Here is a 15770-nt window from a genome sequence, read left to right on the forward strand (position 1 = left end):
CGGACCGACGAAGGAGCACTGGATGCGACAGATCGAATTCACCCCGTCCGGGGACCGCGTGGGCGCGATCGGGTTCGGGGCCATGGGCCTGAGCTGGGTCTACGACCGGCACGGGCTGACCGAGCGGCGCAAGCACGAGGTGCTCGGCCTCGCGGTGGACCTCGGCATGAACGTGGTGGACACGGCGGTGCTCTACGGCGGGGGAGCCAACGAGGAGCTCGTCGGCGCCGCCCTCGCCCCGCGCCGGGACGAGGTGTTCCTCTGCTCCAAGACCGGGCTGCGCGCGGCCTCCCTGGAGCCGCCCCGGACGGAGCGCTGCGGGCACCCGGACGAGGTGCGCCGCTCGATCGAGGACAGCCTGCGCCGGCTGCGCACCGACGCGGTGGACCTCTACTACCTGCACCGCGTGGACCCCGACGTGCCCCTCGAGGACACCTGGGGCGCGATGGGCGAGCTCGTGACCGCGGGCAAGGTGCGCCACCTGGGGCTCTCCGAGGTCAGCACGGAGCAGGCCGAGCGGGCGCACGCCATCCACCCGGTCGCGGCCGTCCAATCGGAGTACTCCCTGTGGACCCGCAACCCCGAGGGGTCTGGCCCCACCGCCGACGGGGACCCCTCCGGGGACGTCATCGGGTGGTGCGCCGAGCACGGGGCGGTGTTCGTCCCCTTCTCCCCGCTGGGCCGCGGCTACCTCTCCGGCGCCCTCGCGGGCCGGGAGTTCTCCGGCTCCGACTTCCGCTCGCGCAACCCCCGGTTCACGCCGGAGGCCATGGCTGCCAACGAGGACGCTGTGCTGGCGCCCCTCCGCGAGGTCGCCGGCCGGCACGGGACCTCGCCCGCGGCGGTCGCGATCGCCTGGACCACGGTGCGCGGCGAGCACGTGCTGCCGATCCCCGGCACCACCGACCCCGGCCACCTGCGGGAGGACGCCGCGGCCGCGGACCTGCGCCTGACGGCCGAGGACCTGACCCTGCTGGACGGCGTGGCAGCCGTCGGCGACCGGTACTGAGCGGCGCCGGCCGTGCGCGCGGTCGTCTGCGGGGCGGGCATCGCGGGACTGGCCCTGGCCGGGTGCCTGGGCCGGCGGGGCTGGGACGTGGTGGTCCTGGAACGGGTGCCGCGCCCGCGGGAGCAGGGCTACATGATGGACTTCTTCGGCCCCGGCTGGGACGCCGCCGAGGAGATGGGCGTGCTGCCGGCGGTCCTGGAGCTCGGCTACCGGGTCGAGCGGCTCAGCTACGTGGACGACCGCGGCCGCGACCGGGCCGGGCTGCCGTTCGCCCGGTTCGCCCACGCCCTCGACGGGCACTTGGTCAGCGTGATGCGCCCCGACCTCGAGCGGGTGCTGCGCGAGCACGCCCGGGGCGTCGCGGAGCTCCGCTACGGCCGGCGCGTCGCCGGGGTTCGGCAGCGGCCCGGCGGGGCGGGCGCGGTGCTCGACGACGGCACGGTGCTCGACGCCGACCTGGTGGTCGGCGCCGACGGGGTGCACTCGGCGGTGCGGCGCTCCGCGTTCGGGCCCGAGGAGCGCTTCCGCCGCTGGCTGGGCCTGCACACGGCGGCGTTCGTGGTCGACGACCCGGAGGCGTGCCGGCAGGTCGGCGACCGCTTCTGCCTCACGGACAGCATCGACCGGGCGATGGGGTTCTACGGGCTGCGCGACGGGCGCCTGGCGGTGTTCGCCGTGCACCGGGCCGCCGCGCCGTCCCTGCCGGCCGACCCCCGGGAGAGCCTGCGCGCCGTCCACGGCTCGCTGGGCTGGATCGTGCCCCGCGTCCTGGCGGCCTGTCCCGGCGGGGACCGGCTCTACTACGACCAGGTGGTGCAGGTCGAGCTGCCGCGGTGGAGCAGCGGCCGGGTCGTGCTGCTCGGGGACTCGGGCCAGGCGGTGTCCCTGCTGGGCGGCCAGGGCGCCTCGCTGGGGATCGCCGGGGCGTGGCTGCTCGCCGAGCGGCTTGACCGCGCCGGATCGGTCGAGGAGGCGCTGACGGGCTGGGAGCGGGTCTGGCGGCCGGTCGTGGCGGAGAAGCAGCGCGTCGCCCGCGGCGGGGCGCAGTGGTTCCTGCCGTCCTCCCGCGCCCGCCGGCAGGTGCGGCGCCTGGCGCTGCGCCTGGCCGCCCTCCCGGGGCTCGACACCGTGGTGACCCGCGGCCTCGTGGGGCGCGCCGGGGGAAACGTCCGGGCGCTCGCCGCGGCCCCGGCCTGAGCCGTCCGCGGCCCGGGCCGCAGCGGCCGGGCACGAAAGAGCCCCTCACCGGCGTCTCCGCCGGTGAGGGGCTCTTTCGTGGATGGTGCGCCCGAAGGGATTCGAACCCCCAACCTTCTGATCCGTAGTCAGATGCTCTATCCGTTGAGCTACAGGCGCATCGGCGTCCCGGCGTCACCGCCGTTCAAACCGGACATCACTCTACATGCGGCCCCCGGCTGCGCAAAATCCGGGGGCGCCCCGCCCGGCACCCGGCGCGACGGGCCGCGGCGCGCGTAACCCTGCTGGGGCGGCCGGGGCCGGGGCGATACGATGGACCCACATCACAGTAGAGACCGGCCGCCCACCTCCACGCCGCTCACTGTGGGCCCGGTGACACCGGGTCGAGTGTTCGACGACGAGCACCACCACGAGAGCCCCGGGCGGTCGGCGGACGGCCTCAACGAGGAGACATGTCAATGGCTGACAACCCCACTGCAACGACGGAGACCACCGGGCTGAACGAGGCTGTGAAGGACGCGCTGGACAGCGCGCCCACCACCCATGCGCACCTCCTCTCGTGGGTGCGGGAGATGGCGGAGCTGACCCAGCCGGACCGCATCCACTGGGTCGACGGCTCGGAGGCCGAGTGGACGCAGCTCACCGACGAGCTCGTGGACGCCGGCACCTTCGTCCGCCTGGACGAGGAGAAGTTCCCCAACTCCTTCGCCGCGTTCTCGGACCCGGACGACGTCGCCCGGGTCGAGGAGCGCACCTTCATCTGCACCAAGACCGAGAAGGGGGCGGGCCCCACCAACAACTGGGAGGACCCGGAGGTGATGCGCAGCTCCCTGCGCAAGAAGTTCCGCGGCGCCATGCGCGGGCGCACGATGTACGTCATCCCCTTCGTCATGGGCCACCTGGAGGCCTCGCGGCCGAGCTACGGCGTGGAGATCACCGACTCCGCCTACGTGGTGTGCTCCATGCGCATCATGGCGACCATCGGCACCCCGGTGCTGGAGAAGATGACCGAGCAGAACGGCTTCTTCGTCGAGTGCCTGCACTCGCTGGGCGCCCCGCTGGCCCCGGGCGAGCAGGACGTGCCCTGGCCCTGCAACCCCGCCAAGTACATCGTGCACTTCCCCGAGGACCGGGCCGTCTGGTCCTTCGGCTCCGGGTACGGGGGCAACGCCCTGCTCGGCAAGAAGTGCTACGCCCTGCGCATCGCCTCCGCCATCGCCCACGACGAGGGCTGGCTGGCCGAGCACATGCTCATCCTCAAGGTCACGAACCCCGAGGGCAGGAGCCGGTTCATCTCCGCGGCCTTCCCCTCGGCCTGCGGCAAGACCAACTTCGCGATGCTCGAGCCCACGCTCGAGGGCTGGAAGGCCGAGATGGTCGGCGACGACATCTCCTGGATCCGCTTCGGCAAGGACGGCCAGGCCCGGGTGACCAATCCGGAGGCCGGTCTGTTCGGCGTGGCTCCGGGCACGGGGTGGCCCACCAACCCCAACGCCATGCGCGCCATCGCCCGGGGCAACACGATCTTCACCAACGTGGCGCTCACCGACGACGGCGGCGTCTGGTGGGAGGGCATGACGGACGAGACGCCCGAGCACCTGACCGACTGGAAGGGCCGTGACTGGACCCCGGAGAGCGGCCGTCCCGCCGCGCACCCGAACTCGCGCTTCTGCACCCCGATCAAGCAGGCCGACATCCTCGCCCCCGAGTACGACGACCCGGAGGGCGTGCCGCTGTCCGCGATCGTCTTCGGCGGCCGCCGCAAGACCACCATCCCGCTCGTGTCCCAGTCCTTCGGCTGGGAGCACGGGGTGTTCCAGGGCGCCACGCTGTCCTCGGAGACCACCGCCGCCGCGAAGGGCGCCGTGGGCGTCGTCCGGCGCGACCCCATGGCCATGCTCCCGTTCATCGGCTACAACGCCAACGACTACCTCGAGCACTGGGTCGAGGTCGGCGAGCGCATCGGCGAGGACGACATGCCGAAGGTCTTCTACGTCAACTGGTTCCGCCGCACCCCGAGCGGCGGCTTCGCCTGGCCGGGCTTCGGCGAGAACTCCCGCGTGGTCAAGTGGATCTTCGACCGCCTCGAGGGCACGGCCGGCGGCCGGGAGACCCCGATCGGCATCGTGCCCACCAAGGAGGACCTCGACCTCACCGGCCTGGACGTCTCGGACGAGGAGCTCGAGGCCGCCCTCAAGGTCGACGTCGAGGAGTGGCGGGCCGAGCTGCCCAGCATCGACGAGTGGTTCCACCGGCTCGGCCACGTGCCCGAGCCCATCCTCGAGCAGCGTGCCGGGCTGGAGGACCGCCTGAACCAGGCGTGATCCCCGTCCCGGGGTGCTGCGGCGCCCCGGGGCCGGCGGTCGGACGAGGGGTCTCCCATGCCGGGAGGCCCCTCGTCCGTGTCCGCCGCCCGCGTGGGACAATGGGGGCGCTCCCGCGGCCGGCCGGGACGCGCGAGGTCTCGGAAGGAGCCGCCATGAGCGACCGGAGGACCCCGCCGTGCGGCTGACCGCGTTCTCGGACATCGCCCTGCGCGTCCTGCTGCTGACAGGAGCCGTCCCCGAGGGGGAGAAGCTCACCACGCGCGCCATCGCCGAGGGCGTGGGCGCCCCCTACCACCACGTGACCAAGACCGTGGGCCGGCTGAGCGGGCTCGGGCTGCTGGCCTCGAGCCGCGGCCGCACCGGCGGGGTGTCGATCACCCCCGCCGGCCTGGACGCCACCGTTGGCTCGCTCCTGCGCGAGCTGGAGGCGGGCTCCGCGATGGTCGAGTGCGAGTCGGCCGGCGGCGACTGCCCGCTGGACCGCGGGTGCCGGCTGCGCCGCGCCCTCGCGGACGCGCGGGAGGCCTTCTACGGCGCGCTCGACGACGTGCGGGTGCGGGACCTCGTGAGCGAGCGGCAGGTGGGTCCGGTGCTGGTGTCCATCGGGCTGCGCCCGCCCGAGCCGCCGGCGGCCACCGCGGGGGGCGCGCCGCCGCCGATGACGTAATCAAGCATTTGAGATGCTACTTTTGAGGAGTCATCCACCGGCTCCCCAGGAGGCAACCGTGCTGTCCGACCAGTCCCGTCCCGTCATCGAGCAGACCATCGGCGTCGTCGCCGAGCGCATCCCGTTCATCACCCCCGAGTTCTACCGGTCCATGTTCGAGGCGCGCCCCGATCTGCTGGACGGCATGTTCAGCCGCTCCAACCAGAAGAACGGGACCCAGGCGCAGGCCCTCGCCGGCTCCATCGCGATGTTCGCCTCCTGGCTGCTGACCCACCCCGAGGGCTACCCGGACGAGCTGCTCTCCCGCGTGGCGCACAAGCACGCGTCCCTGGGCGTGCTGCCCCAGCACTACCCGATCGTCCACGAGCACCTCTTCGGCGCGATCGCCCGGGACCTCGGCGACGCCGCGACGCCCGAGGTCGTGGCCGCCTGGGACGAGGTGTACTGGCTGATGGCCGACGCCCTGATCAAGATCGAGGAGGGCCTCTACGCGGGCCAGGCGAACAGCGTGGTCTTCGCCCCGTTCCGGGTCGCGGCCAAGGAGCAGACCGGGACCACCACCACGGCGATCACCCTCGAGCCCGCCGACGGCACCCCGATGACCCCCGCGGTGGCCGGCCAGTACGTGACCGTCGAGGTGCGGATGCCCGACGGCGTGGACCAGCCGCGGCAGTTCACGCTGGTGCCCGGGCCCGAGGGGACCCGCCGGATCGCCGTGCGACTCGACGAGCGCGGCGAGGTCACCCCGGTGCTCTGCCACGACGTGCAGGTGGGCGACGTCCTGCGGGTCTCCAACCCCTACGGGGACGTGGTGCTCCCGGAGGGGGAGGGGCCGCTCGTGCTGGCCTCCGCCGGCATCGGCGTGACCCCCATGCTGGCGTTCCTGGACCGGCTCGTCCGCCAGGAGTCGCAGCGGCAGGTCCTCGTCCTGCACGCCGACCGCTCGGCGGAGGACTGGGCGCTGCGCGAGCTGCACGAGATGCTGGTCGCCGAGCTGCCCCACGCCCGCCTGGAGACCTGGATGGAGACCCCGGGGGACGGCGACCACGACGGGTTCATGGACCTCGGCGCCGTGCGGATCCCGGCCGACGCCCAGGTGGTGCTGTGCGGCCCGCTGCCCTTCATGCAGGCCGTCCGCTCCGCCGTGATCGCCCAGGGCGTCCCGGGGCGCAGCGTGGCCTACGAGATCCTGGGCCCGGACCAGTGGATGCTCCACGACGAGGCGCGCGAGACCGCCGCGGTCTGAGCGCCCGCAGCGCACGGGGCCTCGCCGGACGGCTCGTCCGGCGGGGCCCCGTTGCGTGCCGGGGTCTCAGGCGCGCACGATGTCCAGCACCCGGTCCCGGACCCGCTCCATCGTCGCCGGGTCCTTCGCCTCGACGTTGAGGCGCAGGAACGGCTCGGTGTTGGAGGGGCGCAGGTTGAACCACCAGCCCTCGTCCGGGCAGCTGAGCGTGGTGCCGTCCAGCTCCTCCACGCTCACGTCCCGGCCGGCCAGGGCGTCGACGACCCGCCGGACGGCACCGGCCTTGTCCTCCACCGTGGAGTTGATCTCACCGGAGGCCGCGTACGGGTCGTACTGGTGCATCAGCTCGCTCAGCGGCCCGTCCTGCTCGCCCAGCGCGGCCAGGAGGTGCATCGCGGCGAGCATCCCGGTGTCCGCGTTGAAGAAGTCCTTGAAGTAGTAGTGCGCGGAGTGCTCGCCCCCGAACACGGCGCCCTCCTCGGCCATGACGGCCTTGATGAACGAGTGGCCCACCCGGGTCCGCACAGGGCGGCCGCCGCGGGCGGTGACCAGCTCGGGCACGGCGCGGGACGTGATGAGGTTGTGGATGATCACCGGGTTCTCCACGCCCTCCGCCCGGGCGCGCTCGATCTCCCGCTCGGCCACGAGCGCGGTGACGGCCGAGGGCGAGACGGCCCCGCCCTGCTCGTCGACCACGAAGCAGCGGTCGGCGTCGCCGTCGAACGCGATGCCCAGGTCCGCGCCGTGCTCGCGCACGGCCCGCTGGAGGTCCACGAGGTTCTCCGGCTCGAGCGGGTTGGCGGGGTGGTTGGGGAACGTGCCGTCCAGCTCGAAGTACAGGGGCACGACCTCCAGCGGCAGCGGCTCCAGCACGGCGTCGCCCAGCACCGCGGGAGTGGTCAGCCCCGCCATCCCGTTGCCGGCGTCGACCACCACCTTGAGCGGGCGGGTCCCGGACAGGTCCACCAGGGAGCGCAGGTACTCCGCGTAGCCGGTCAGCACGTCCCGCTCGGTGACCGTGCCGGGGACGGGGGCCTCCGGGACCGCTCCGTCGTCGAGGTAGCGCTGGGCGAGGTCGCGGATGTCGTAGAGGCCCGTCTCGGAGGAGACCGGGACGGCCCCGGCCTTCGACATCTTCATGCCGTTGTACTCGGCGGGGTTGTGGCTCGCCGTGAAGGTCACCCCGGCGGCGCCGAACGTCCCGGACGCGTAGTACAGCTCGTCGGTGGAGATCAGCCCGATCTTCACGACGTCCGCGCCGCGGCGGACCGCGCCCTCGGCGAAGGCGTCCACGAACTCCGGCGAGGAGGGGCGCATGTCGCCGCCCACCAGGACCGTCAGGCCGGCGAGGCCCAGGACGTCCACGAACGCGGCGCCGGTGGCCCGGACCGTCTCCGCGGTGATGGACTCGCCCACGATGCCGCGCACGTCGTAGGCCTTGAACGAAGCTGAGAGATCGATAGTCACAAGGGGTGATCTTAGGCCACGGGCGCTCCCGGGTGCCGCGGGGCGCGGGCGGTCCTGTGATTGGATGACGAGCATGGTCGAGATCCTCCGCATGCGCAATCCCGTCCAGCACTATGCGTGGGGCTCCCGCGAGGTGCTGGCCCGCCTCCAGGGCAGACCCGTGCCGAGCCCCGAGCCCGAGGCCGAGCTGTGGGTCGGCGCGCACCCCTCCGCGCCCTCCGTCGTCGTCCGGGACGGCCGGGACGAGCCGCTGGAGGGCCTGCCGTTCCTGCTCAAGATCCTGGCCATCGACGCCCCCCTGTCCATCCAGGTGCACCCCTCGCCGGAGCAGGCCGAGGCGGGCTTCGAGCGCGAGCAGCGGGCGGGGATCCCGCTCGACGACCCGCGGCGCAACTACAAGGACCGCTCCGCCAAGCCCGAGACCGTCGTGGCCCTCACCGACGTGGAGCTGCTCACGGGGGTGCAGCCGGCGGACCGGCTGCGCGCCACCGCCGCGCGCCTGGGGCTGGACTGGCTGCGCGACGCCGCCGCCGGCGGGCACCCCGTGCTGCCGGCCGTGCTGACGCTCGACGACGCCGCCGCCGCGGCCGCCGTGGCGGCGACCGTCGACGCGGCCCGCGCCGCGGGCCCGCAGGACCCGGTGGCCTCGCTGGTCCGCTACGTGCACGACCGGCACCCGGGCGACCGCGGGCTGCTGGTCGCGGTGTGCATGCACCACGTCCGCCTCGCCCCGGGGCAGTCCCTGCACACCCCGGCCGGGCAGCTCCACGCGTACCTGTCCGGGACGGCGATCGAGGTGATGAGCTCCTCGGACAACGTCCTGCGCGCCGGGCTGACGGGCAAGCACGTGGACGTGGCCGAGCTGCTCGCCGTGCTGGCCGACGAGCAGGCGGCCCCGGAGGTCGTCGAGCCCGCCGCCGACGAGCACGGCCGCCGCGTCTACCCCCTGTGGGACGAGCGGCTGTCGCTGACCGCCCACGAGCTCGTGCCGGGACGGGCCGTGCCCGTCGGGCTGCGGGGCACCACGGTCCTGCTGAGCACCGGGGACCGGGTGCTGGTGCGGGCCGCCGGCCGGGAGTGGGAGCTGGCCGGCGGGGAGTCGCTGCTGCACCGGGGCGGCCCCGGCACCGTCGAGCTGTCCGGCGACGCCAGGGTGTTTACGGTCTCCTGCCGCTGAGCCGCCCCCGGCGCGCGGCGCCGCTCAGGGGGTGGTCAGCTCCGTGCGGACCTCGATGAGCGTGGGGCCCTCGGCCGCGAGACCCTGCCGCACCAGGTCGGCGAGCTCCGCGGCCGTGCCCGCGGCCTGCGCGGGCACCCCGTAGCCCCGCGCGAGGCTCAGGAAGTCGATGCCCGGCACGTCCAGCCCCGGCACGTCCCCCGTGCCCAGCATGCCCGCGAACCAGCGCAGCGCGCCGTAGGTGCCGTTGTTGAGGATCACGAACACGACCGGGACCCGGTACTGCGCCGCGCTCCACAGGGCGGTGATCCCGTAGTTGGCCGACCCGTCGCCGACCACCCCGATGACGGGACGGTCCGGCCGGGCCAGCTTCACGCCGACCGCCGCGGGCAGCCCGAAGCCCAGGCCGCCGGAGGCCGGCCAGAAGTAGGAGCCGGGCTCCCGCAGGTCCATGTGCCTCCAGAAGTCCCCGTTGGTGGAGGTCGACTCCACCACGTAGGCGGTGTCCGCCGGCGCCGTCTCGCGCAGCACCTCGAACACGGCGCCCGGGTGGAAGACGCCGTCCACGGGCTCGCGGGCGGGCGGCGGCACCGTCCACCCGACCGGGGCGGCCGGGCGCGCCCCGCCGTCCCGCTCGTGCAGGGCGGCCACCAGGGCCGCGGCCGTCGCGGCGAGCCCGGCCACGAACGAGGTCCCGAACGGCGCCCGGGCGGCCTCGCCCGGGTCCTCCGTGACGTGCAGCAGCTGCGTGCCCTCGGCCAGGTACCGGGCGGGCTCGTACTGGTGGTAGCGGAAGACGGGGGCGCCGAGCACCAGGACCACGTCGTTCTCCTCGAGGGCGGCGTGCACGCCCCGCTCCGAGGCGGGGAGGACCCCGCGGAACTGCGGGTGCCGGTTGGGGAAGGGGAGCCGGTAGGGGGAGGGCGCCACCCACACGTCGGCGCCGAGCAGCTCGGCGAGCTCGCGGCTGACCCCGTTCGCCGCCACGGCGTCCACCTCGGAGCCCAGCACCAGCGCGGGCCGGCGGGCTCCGGCCAGCAGACCGGCGATCTCCCGCACGTGCTCGGGGGCCGGGTGCAGGCCCTCGACCACCCGCCGGGGCAGCAGGTAGTCGTCGTTGTCGGCGGACTCCCGGTCCCAGTCGTCGTAGGGGACCGAGACGTAGGTGGGGCCGCGGGACCCGGTGCACGCCTCCCACAGGGCCTGGTCCAGCATGCGGGGGACGTCCTGCGCGGACAGCGGCTCGCCCGCCCACTTCGTCAGCGGGGAGGTCAGGTCCGGGGCCGCCACGTTGGCGAGCATGGGCTCCGCGCCGATCGTGGCGCGCACCTGCTGGCCGGCCGTGACCACGAGCGGGGTGTGCGAGCTGGCGGCGTTGGTCAGCGCGCCCATGGCGTTGCCCGTGCCGGAGGCCGAGTGCAGGTTCACGAGCGCCGGCCGGCCCGTGGCCTGCGCGTAGCCGTCGGCCATGCCCACGACCACTCCCTCGTGCAGCCCCAGGACGTACCGGATGCCGGGGGGCAGGTCCCGCAGGAAGGGCAGCTCGTTGGAGCCCGGGTTGCCGAACACGGTGTCGAGGCCCCGGGCCTGCATCCAGCGGTGGGTCCTGGCACGGATGGTGGTCACGCTGCGCTCCAATCGGGACGCGGCACCGGCGTGCCGCCTCACCGCGAGAGTAGAAGGGGGCCGGGGGCACGGCCAGTCGATGTTTTCTATCCCCTCATAGACGGCGACGATGCCAGGGCCCGGGCCGCAGCGGCGCCGACGGGTCCGGCGAGACGGACTCCCGCAGCGTGTCCACGACCAGCCGCGCGAACCACTGCTGCGCCGGGCGCTGGTGGGCGGTCTCGCGGGTGTAGGCGGCCAGCTGCAGGACCGGCATCTCGACCGGGTGCGGGAAGACCCGGATCCCGGCCGCCTCCTGGAGCGTCTCGGCGAGGAACCGCGGCAGCACCGCGAGGCAGTCGGTGCGCTCCACCACGGAGACCAGGCCCGTGAAGTGGGACAGCCGCAGGGCCGTGCTGCCCGGGGCGCCCGCCCGCTCCGCCGCGACCTCGGCGAGGTCGTGGCCCATCGACGGGGCGAGCCGGATCCGCGGCTCCTCCGCGAACTGCTCGAGCGTGAGCCGCTCCCGGACCCGCGGGTGGCCGCGGGCCGCGATCACCACGTACTCGTCGGTGCCGACGACGGTGCGGACGATGCCGGGCCCGCCGATGTACGGGGCGCAGATCGCGGCGTCCACCCGGTTGCGCAGCAGGTCCTCCGGGACGCGCTCCACGTCCAGGGGCAGCACGGTCAGCTCCACACCGGGTGCCTGCTCCCGCAGCGCCACCATGACGGACGGCAGGAACGCCAGCTCCCCGAGGTCGGTCAGCGCCAGGGTGAAGCGCTCGCGGGCGGTCTCCGGGTCGAACAGCCCGCCCGAGGAGACGGCCGCGGTCACCTGGGCGATCCCCGCCTTGACCTGCGGGAAGATGCTCCTCGCGAACGGCGTGGGGCTCAGGCCCCGGCCCTCCCGGACGAACAGCTGGTCGTTGCACTGCCGGCGCAGGTTCTTCAGAGCGTGGCTCACCGTGGGCTGGGTGAGGTGCAGCTCGGCGGCGGCCCCCGTGACGCTGCCCTGCTCGTAGACCGTGCAGAACACGCGCATCAGGTTCAGGTCCAGCTCCACGGCACCCCTCCTCGGTCAGCGACTCATAGATGTCATACATCGGTCCATCGACAACATGCACTGGTTTGTGAATGCTACGTCACTAGAGTGATCCCCATCACAACGGGCACCGGACGACACAGGGGAGGCACGATGCGGCGACCGCTCATCGGCTTGGGAGCAGCAGGATCCGTACTGGCGCTGGCCGCGTGCGGCGGCGGCGGCGACAGCGGAGGCGGCACGGAGGCCGAGGGGGAGATGCAGGCCGTCACCGTCGGCGTCATCCCCATCGTCGACACCGCCGCCATCTGGCTGGGCGAGGAGCAGGGCTTCTTCGAGGAGGAGGGGATCGACCTCGACATCCAGACCACCAGCGGCGGCGCCGCCGCCGTGCCGGGCGTGGTCAGCGGGGACTTCGACTTCGCCTTCGGCAACACCCTGTCCGTCATGGTCGCCCAGGGCGAGGGGCTGGACCTCGAGTACGTCGCCAACGGCACCACGACCTCGGGCGACACCGAGCGGGACTTCGGCGCCGTGGTGGTGCCCGCCGACTCGGACATCCAGGGCCCCGAGGACCTGGCCGGCAAGACGGTGTCGGTGAACAACCTCAACAACATCGGCGACACGACGATCCGCCACGTCGTCGAGCAGGCCGGCGGGGACCCGCAGAGCATCGACTTCGTGGAGGTCGGCTTCCCGGACGCCCCGGCCGCGCTCGACCGCGGCCAGGTGGACGCGGCCTGGATCCTCGACCCGTTCCTCACCCAGGTCCTCGACGAGGGCGCCCGCGCGGTGTCCTACAACTTCGTGGAGTTCGACCCGGAGCTCGACATCGCCGGCTACTTCACGACCGCCCAGAAGCTCGAGGAGGACCCCGAGCTGGTGGAGAAGTTCCAGAACGCCATGAACCGCTCGCTCGAGTACGCGAACGAGAACCCGGACGCGGTCCGGGAGATCGTCGGGACCTACACGGAGATCAGCGACGAGCTGCGCGCCGAGATGGCCCTGCCGCGCTTCCGCACCGAGTTCGACCGCGAGGCGCTGCAGAAGCTGGGCGACGCCGCCGTGGAGTACGGGACCCTCGAGCAGGCCCCCGACCTCGACGCGCTGCTGCCGTAGCCGTCCGCGGACCCGGCACCCGAGGGAGGGAGCACGACATGGCACGAAAGCGCACGGGACGGGCCTGGGGGCCCGGGGTTCTCGGGGTGCTGGGGATCCTCGGGTTCCTGCTCACCTGGGAGCTGCTGCCCCTGACGGGGATCGTCGACCCCCGGTACCTGCCCCCGGCCAGCGCGGTCCTGCTGGAGCTCGGGGAGCAGCTCGGCTCGGCGGGCTTCTGGCTGGCGGTCTGGCAGACCGTCCGGGCCTGGTTCCTCGGGCTGCTGATCGCCGCGGTCGCCGCGATCGTCCTGGGGCTGGTCATCGGCAGCAGCACGTTCCTGCGCCGGGCCACCCACAGCACGATCGAGTTCCTCCGGCCCATCCCGTCGGTCGCGCTCATCCCGCTGGCCGTCCTGCTGTTCGGCGTGCAGCTCGAGTCCACCCTGCTGCTGGTCGTGTACGCGTCCTTCTGGCAGATCCTCATCCAGGTCCTCTACGGGGTCGGGGACGTGGACACCGTGGCGCAGGACACGGCCAAGAGCTACGGGCTCGGGACGCTGGCCCGCGTCCGGTACGTCACGTGGCCCACGTCCCTGCCCTACGTGATCACCGGGCTGCGGCTCGGGGCGGCCGTGGCGCTGATCCTGGCGGTCACCGCCCAGCTCGTGATCGGCACGCCGGGGCTGGGCCGGGAGATCTCCCTGGCCCAGTCCGGCGGCGCCGTCACGGCCATGTACGCGTTCATCGTCACGGCCGGGCTGCTGGGCGTGCTCATCAACCTGGGGATGCGGGCGCTCGAGCGCCGGGCGCTGGCCTGGCACTCGTCCGTCCGCGGAGAGGTGGCGGTGTGAGACTCGTCAAGACCCTGGGCTACGCGCTCGCGCTGCCCGTCCTGCTGGTCCTGCTGTGGTGGGCCTACACCCTGACGACGACCAACTTCTACGTCCCGGAGCCGGGCGAGTTCGCCACGACGTTCGTGGACGTCTGGTTCGGCGACCGGTTCTTCGACGACGTGCTGCCGAGCATCGGCCGGCTCCTGGTGGGGCTGGCGCTGTCCATCCTGGTCGGCGTCGTCGCCGGTCTCGTGATCGGGTCGGTGCGCTGGCTGCGGAACCTGCTGGAGCCCGTGCTCGAGTTCTTCCGGGCGATCCCGCCTCCGGTGCTGGTGCCCGTGCTGATGCTGCTCATCGGCGTCAACGACCAGATGAAGGTGGTGGTGATCGTGCTCGGGTCCGTGTGGCCCGTCCTGCTGAACACCATCGAGGGCGTGCGCTCGGTCGACTCCGTCATGAACGAGACGGCGCGCTCGTACGGGATCCACGGGTGGTCGCGGATCGTCCACCTGGTGATCCCCGCCGCCAGCCCCCAGATGATGGCCGGCATCCGGCAGGCCCTGTCGATCGGGCTGATCCTGATGGTGATCTCGGAGATGTTCGCCTCGTCCTCGGGGCTCGGCTTCACCATCGTGCAGTTCCAGCGATCGTTCGCCATCCCCGAGATGTGGAGCGGCATCGCCGTCCTGGGTCTCATCGGGGTGGTGCTGGCGTTCGTCTTCCAACGTGTTGAACGCAAGGTCCTCGCCTGGTACCGGGGCCTGAAAGAGGTGGAGAATGCAGGCTGAATCAGGAAGCTCGGCAGTGGACGGCGGCGCGACCGCACCCCGGACCGGCACGGACGCGACCGCCACCGGGGTCTCGGACGCCGGCGCGGGACGCACCGGCGGGAAGAACGTGCTGCTGTCCGTGCGCGGGCTGCAGAAGATCTACCAGAGCGACCACGGCGACGTGGAGGCGGTCCGCAACCTCACGTTCGACCTCGGCCGCGGCGAGCTGGCGTGCCTCGTGGGGCCCTCCGGCTCCGGCAAGACCACGCTGCTCAAGTGCATCTCGGGGCTCATGGCGCCGACCTCCGGCGAGGTGCTGCTGGGCGGCGAGAAGGTGACCGGTCCGCCCAAGGACATGGCCGTGGTCTTCCAGGAGTACGGGCGCAGCCTGTTCCCCTGGATGACGGTCCGCGAGAACGTGGAGCTGCCGCTGAAGAACGCCAGGCTGGCCCGGGACGAGCGGAACCGGCTCGTGGAGGAGGCGATCGCCGCCGTGGACCTGCGCGGCGCGGACAAGAAGTACCCGTGGCAGCTCTCCGGCGGCATGCAGCAGCGCGTCGCCATCGCCCGGGCGGTCGCCTACCAGCCGAAGATCCTGCTGATGGACGAGCCCTTCGCCGCGGTGGACGCCCAGACCCGCGCCGACCTCGAGGACCTCATCCGGGACGTGTGGCACCGGATGGGCGTGACCGTGCTGTTCGTGACCCACGACATCGACGAGTCCGTCTACCTCGGCGAGCGCGTCATCATCCTCTCGAGCTCGCCCACCGTGGTCCAGGAGGACCTCCCGATCGACCTGCCCGACGACCGCGACCAGCTCACCACCCGCGGCCTGCCGCGGTTCACCGAGCTGCGCGGGCACGTCTACGAGGAGATCCAGCGCGCCAAGCGGGAGGCGGGCACGAGGGTCTGAGCCGGCCCGCGGCCGCGTCCGGAGCCGGTGCGCCCACTACACTGGGCCCACCGGCTCCGGAGCGCCCGGGGCCGTTCTCCCCGGGAGGCCCGCCATGAGCACCACCCCGTCCGACGGTCTGCGCGGCACCACCGCGCCGTGCCCGCGCTGCGGCGCCACCGGGTTCGAGCTGGTCTACGTGCAGATCATGCCCGACGACTGGGACCTGGCGCGCGACGTCGAGCTGGCGTCCCCGTCGATGATGCTGCCCGACGGGCGCGCCCCCGAGTTCTCCTGCCAGAACGGGCAGTGCCGCCACCTCTGGTGAGTTTTCGAAGTGGTTTTCACCTGGCCGGTGCAGGCCGGGGAGATCCTCTGGTACGTCCGGGCCTACGTCTGGTTCCTGCTCCTCTCCCCCGTGCTGCTGCGGGCGT

Annotated in this window: 14 protein-coding genes and 1 tRNA gene; 11 read left to right on the forward strand and 4 right to left on the reverse strand. The window is 73.1% G+C overall.

Annotation, left to right across the window (positions count from 1 at the left end; genetic code table 11):
- The first annotated feature begins 22 nt into the window (after positions 1 to 22).
- Together H488_RS30125 and H488_RS30130 are read left to right on the forward strand one after the other, a co-directional pair.
- Entirely contained in the window at positions 23 to 1009 is a 987-nt protein-coding gene (locus H488_RS30125) for an aldo/keto reductase (RefSeq protein ID WP_017833924.1), read from the forward strand.
- A 12-nt stretch (positions 1010 to 1021) separates the two neighbouring features.
- Positions 1022 to 2206 (forward strand): FAD-dependent monooxygenase, encoded by a 1185-nt coding sequence (locus H488_RS30130; protein WP_017833925.1) that lies wholly within the window; start codon positions 1022 to 1024, stop codon positions 2204 to 2206.
- An 83-nt stretch (positions 2207 to 2289) separates the two neighbouring features.
- Here the strand turns inward: H488_RS30130 and H488_RS30135 are convergent.
- A tRNA-Arg gene (locus H488_RS30135) sits at positions 2290 to 2365 on the reverse strand.
- Positions 2366 to 2664: 299 nt separating this feature from the next.
- Here H488_RS30135 and H488_RS30140 point away from each other — a divergent pair.
- The 3 genes from H488_RS30140 (at position 2665) to H488_RS30150 (ending at position 6446) form a co-directional block, all read left to right on the forward strand.
- Positions 2665 to 4530 carry a phosphoenolpyruvate carboxykinase (GTP) gene (locus tag H488_RS30140; RefSeq protein ID WP_017833926.1) on the forward strand — a complete coding sequence of 622 codons (1866 nt, stop codon included), beginning with the start codon at positions 2665 to 2667 and terminating at the stop codon, positions 4528 to 4530.
- Between the two features lie 178 nt (positions 4531 to 4708).
- On the forward strand, positions 4709 to 5200 hold the full coding sequence (locus tag H488_RS30145) for an RrF2 family transcriptional regulator (protein WP_017833927.1): 492 nt from the start codon (positions 4709 to 4711) through the stop codon (positions 5198 to 5200).
- A gap of 58 nt (positions 5201 to 5258) precedes the next feature.
- Positions 5259 to 6446: a globin domain-containing protein gene (locus H488_RS30150; RefSeq protein ID WP_017833928.1), complete on the forward strand. Its 1188-nt coding sequence runs from the start codon at positions 5259 to 5261 to the stop codon at positions 6444 to 6446.
- A gap of 66 nt (positions 6447 to 6512) precedes the next feature.
- Here H488_RS30150 and H488_RS30155 read toward each other — a convergent pair whose 3' ends face one another.
- Positions 6513 to 7913 carry a phosphomannomutase/phosphoglucomutase gene (locus H488_RS30155; RefSeq protein ID WP_031283233.1) on the reverse strand — a complete coding sequence of 467 codons (1401 nt, stop codon included), beginning with the start codon at positions 7911 to 7913 and terminating at the stop codon, positions 6513 to 6515.
- 73 nt (positions 7914 to 7986) lie between these two features.
- On the opposite strand from H488_RS30155, the gene manA reads away from it, so the two are divergent.
- Positions 7987 to 9090, forward strand: coding sequence for a mannose-6-phosphate isomerase, class I (manA, locus tag H488_RS30160; RefSeq protein WP_017833930.1), 1104 nt, complete (start codon positions 7987 to 7989; stop codon positions 9088 to 9090).
- Between the two features lie 24 nt (positions 9091 to 9114).
- Here the strand turns inward: manA and mdlC are convergent, their stop codons facing one another.
- Together mdlC and H488_RS30170 are read right to left on the reverse strand one after the other, a co-directional pair.
- Positions 9115 to 10716 (reverse strand): benzoylformate decarboxylase, encoded by a 1602-nt coding sequence (mdlC, locus tag H488_RS30165; protein WP_031283236.1) that lies wholly within the window; start codon positions 10714 to 10716, stop codon positions 9115 to 9117.
- A 94-nt stretch (positions 10717 to 10810) separates the two neighbouring features.
- Positions 10811 to 11761: a LysR family transcriptional regulator gene (locus H488_RS30170; RefSeq protein ID WP_017833932.1), complete on the reverse strand. Its 951-nt coding sequence runs from the start codon at positions 11759 to 11761 to the stop codon at positions 10811 to 10813.
- Positions 11762 to 11893: 132 nt separating this feature from the next.
- Here H488_RS30170 and H488_RS30175 point away from each other — a divergent pair, with 132 nt between their 5' ends.
- The 5 genes from H488_RS30175 to H488_RS30195 all read left to right on the forward strand — a co-directional run bounded on the left by H488_RS30175 (position 11894) and on the right by H488_RS30195 (position 15664).
- Entirely contained in the window at positions 11894 to 12859 is a 966-nt protein-coding gene (locus tag H488_RS30175; protein WP_031283239.1) for an ABC transporter substrate-binding protein, read from the forward strand.
- Between the two features lie 38 nt (positions 12860 to 12897).
- The gene (locus tag H488_RS30180; RefSeq protein WP_051063790.1) at positions 12898 to 13692 is read left to right on the forward strand and encodes an ABC transporter permease; all 795 of its coding nucleotides are present in this window, start codon (positions 12898 to 12900) and stop codon (positions 13690 to 13692) included.
- Complete coding sequence (locus H488_RS30185; protein WP_017833935.1) at positions 13689 to 14462, forward strand: ABC transporter permease; 774 nt, start codon at positions 13689 to 13691, stop codon at positions 14460 to 14462. The genes H488_RS30180 and H488_RS30185 overlap by 4 nt, the downstream gene beginning before the upstream one ends.
- Before the next feature lie 16 nt (positions 14463 to 14478).
- Positions 14479 to 15357 (forward strand): ABC transporter ATP-binding protein, encoded by an 879-nt coding sequence (locus H488_RS30190; RefSeq protein WP_017833936.1) that lies wholly within the window; start codon positions 14479 to 14481, stop codon positions 15355 to 15357.
- A gap of 94 nt (positions 15358 to 15451) precedes the next feature.
- Complete coding sequence (locus H488_RS30195; RefSeq protein WP_017833937.1) at positions 15452 to 15664, forward strand: hypothetical protein; 213 nt, start codon at positions 15452 to 15454, stop codon at positions 15662 to 15664.
- The last annotated feature ends 106 nt before the right edge of the window (positions 15665 to 15770 follow it).

The sequence above is a fragment of the Kocuria sp. UCD-OTCP genome (assembly GCF_000349605.1).
GTDB lineage: Bacteria > Actinomycetota > Actinomycetes > Actinomycetales > Micrococcaceae > Kocuria > Kocuria rosea.